The organism is Streptomyces racemochromogenes (assembly GCF_044129415.1).
Classification (GTDB): Bacteria; Actinomycetota; Actinomycetes; order Streptomycetales; family Streptomycetaceae; genus Streptomyces; species Streptomyces racemochromogenes_A.
The window spans coordinates 1-3,217 of the sequence record NZ_JBBDHD010000260.1 but is presented as its reverse complement, the minus strand read 5'-3'; the positions used below and the strand labels follow the sequence as shown (position 1 = coordinate 3,217).

General features: G+C 56.8%; 1 rRNA gene. It reads right to left on the bottom strand.

Annotated elements, in window-relative coordinates:
• Positions 1–32 precede the first annotated feature (32 nt).
• Positions 33–3,147, bottom strand: a 23S ribosomal RNA gene (locus tag WDV06_RS36520).
• Between the last annotated feature and the right edge of the window lie 70 nt (positions 3,148–3,217).

Genomic DNA, 3,217 nt, shown 5'->3' with positions numbered 1-3,217 from the left:
CTTCAGAACTAACACAGTGGACGCGAGCAACTGAGGACAAGCCCTCGGCCTATTAGTACCAGTCAGCTCCACCCGTTACCGGGCTTCCACATCTGGCCTATCAACCCAGTCGTCTACTGGGAGCCTTACCCTCTCAAGGAGGTGGGAATACTCATCTTGAAGCAGGCTTCCCGCTTAGATGCTTTCAGCGGTTATCCCTCCCGAACGTAGCCAACCAGCCATGCCCTTGGCAGGACAACTGGCACACCAGAGGTTCGTCCGTCCCGGTCCTCTCGTACTAGGGACAGCCCTTCTCAGTATTCCTACGCGCACAGCGGATAGGGACCGAACTGTCTCACGACGTTCTAAACCCAGCTCGCGTACCGCTTTAATGGGCGAACAGCCCAACCCTTGGGACCGACTCCAGCCCCAGGATGCGACGAGCCGACATCGAGGTGCCAAACCATCCCGTCGATATGGACTCTTGGGGAAGATCAGCCTGTTATCCCCGGGGTACCTTTTATCCGTTGAGCGACGGCGCTTCCACAAGCCACCGCCGGATCACTAGTCCCGACTTTCGTCCCTGCTCGACCCGTCGGTCTCACAGTCAAGCTCCCTTGTGCACTTACACTCAACACCTGATTGCCAACCAGGCTGAGGGAACCTTTGGGCGCCTCCGTTACCCTTTGGGAGGCAACCGCCCCAGTTAAACTACCCATCAGACACTGTCCCTGATCCGGATCACGGACCGAGGTTAGACATCCAGCACGACCAGAGTGGTATTTCAACGGCGACTCCACAACCACTGGCGTGGCTGCTTCAAAGTCTCCCACCTATCCTACACAAGCCGAACCGAACACCAATATCAAACTGTAGTAAAGGTCCCGGGGTCTTTCCGTCCTGCTGCGCGAAACGAGCATCTTTACTCGTAGTGCAATTTCACCGGGCCTATGGTTGAGACAGTCGAGAAGTCGTTACGCCATTCGTGCAGGTCGGAACTTACCCGACAAGGAATTTCGCTACCTTAGGATGGTTATAGTTACCACCGCCGTTTACTGGCGCTTAAGTTCTCAGCTTCGCCCTGTCGAAACAGAGCTAACCGGTCCCCTTAACGTTCCAGCACCGGGCAGGCGTCAGTCCGTATACATCGCCTTACGGCTTCGCACGGACCTGTGTTTTTAGTAAACAGTCGCTTCTCGCTGGTCTCTGCGGCCACCCCCAGCTCAGAGAGCAAGTCTCATCACCAGGAATGGCCCCCCTTCTCCCGAAGTTACGGGGGCATTTTGCCGAGTTCCTTAACCATAGTTCACCCGAACGCCTCGGTATTCTCTACCTGACCACCTGAGTCGGTTTAGGGTACGGGCCGCCATGAAACTCGCTAGAGGCTTTTCTCGACAGCATAGGATCATCCACTTCACCACAATCGGCTCGGCATCAGGTCTCAGCCTTAACGTGTGACGGATTTGCCTACCACACGGCCTACACCCTTACCCCGGGACAACCACCGCCCGGGCTGGACTACCTTCCTGCGTCACCCCATCGCTTACCTACTACCACCTTGGATCGGCGGCTCCACCACTTTCCTTTCCCCGAAGGGTCCGGAACGGCTTCACGGCCTTAGCATCAGAGGATTCGATATTGGGCGTTTCAAAGCGGGTACCGGAATATCAACCGGTTGTCCATCGACTACGCCTGTCGGCCTCGCCTTAGGTCCCGACTTACCCTGGGCAGATCAGCTTGACCCAGGAACCCTTAGTCAATCGGCGCACACGTTTCTCACGTGTGTATCGCTACTCATGCCTGCATTCTCACTCGTGAACCGTCCACAACTCGCTTCCGCGGCTGCTTCACCCGGCACACGACGCTCCCCTACCCATCACAGCACCCGTTGGGGTTATTGCTGCAATGACACGACTTCGGCGGTACGCTTGAGCCCCGCTACATTGTCGGCGCGGAATCACTTGACCAGTGAGCTATTACGCACTCTTTCAAGGGTGGCTGCTTCTAAGCCAACCTCCTGGTTGTCTCTGCGACTCCACATCCTTTCCCACTTAGCGTACGCTTAGGGGCCTTAGTCGATGCTCTGGGCTGTTTCCCTCTCGACCATGGAGCTTATCCCCCACAGTCTCACTGCCGTGCTCTCACTTACCGGCATTCGGAGTTTGGCTAAGGTCAGTAACCCGGTAGGGCCCATCGCCTATCCAGTGCTCTACCTCCGGCAAGAAACACACGACGCTGCACCTAAATGCATTTCGGGGAGAACCAGCTATCACGGAGTTTGATTGGCCTTTCACCCCTAACCACAGGTCATCCCCCAGGTTTTCAACCCTGGTGGGTTCGGTCCTCCACGAAGTCTTACCTCCGCTTCAACCTGCCCATGGCTAGATCACTCCGCTTCGGGTCTAGAGCGTGCAACTCAATCGCCCTATTCGGACTCGCTTTCGCTACGGCTTCCCCACACGGGTTAACCTCGCTACACACCGCTAACTCGCAGGCTCATTCTTCAAAAGGCACGCAGTCACGAGGATCCGAAGATCCCGACGCTCCCACGGCTTGTAGGCACACGGTTTCAGGTACTATTTCACTCCGCTCCCGCGGTACTTTTCACCATTCCCTCACGGTACTATCCGCTATCGGTCACCAGGGAATATTTAGGCTTAGCGGGTGGTCCCGCCAGATTCACACGGGATTTCTCGGGCCCCGTGCTACTTGGGAGATGAGCAAGCAAGCCGTACAGATTTCAGCTACGGGGGTCTTACCCTCTACGCCGGACCTTTCGCATGTCCTTCGCCTATCCATACGGTTTCTGACTCGCCTCACAGCCGGCAGACTGTGAAAGCTCATTCCCACAACCCCGCATGCGCAACCCCTGCCGGGTCTCACACGCATACGGTTTGGCCTCATCCGGTTTCGCTCGCCACTACTCCCGGAATCACGGTTGTTTTCTCTTCCTGAGGGTACTGAGATGTTTCACTTCCCCTCGTTCCCTCCACACTGCCTATGTGTTCAGCAGTGGGTGACAGCCCATGACGACTGCCGGGTTTCCCCATTCGGACACCCCCGGATCAAAGCTCAGTTGGCAGCTCCCCGGGGCCTATCGCGGCCTCTCACGTCCTTCATCGGTTCCTGGTGCCAAGGCATCCACCGTGCGCCCTTAAAAACTTGGCCACAGATGCTCGCGTCCACTGTGTAGTTCTCAAATAACGACCAGCCACCCGTCACACCCTGCCGAAGCAGA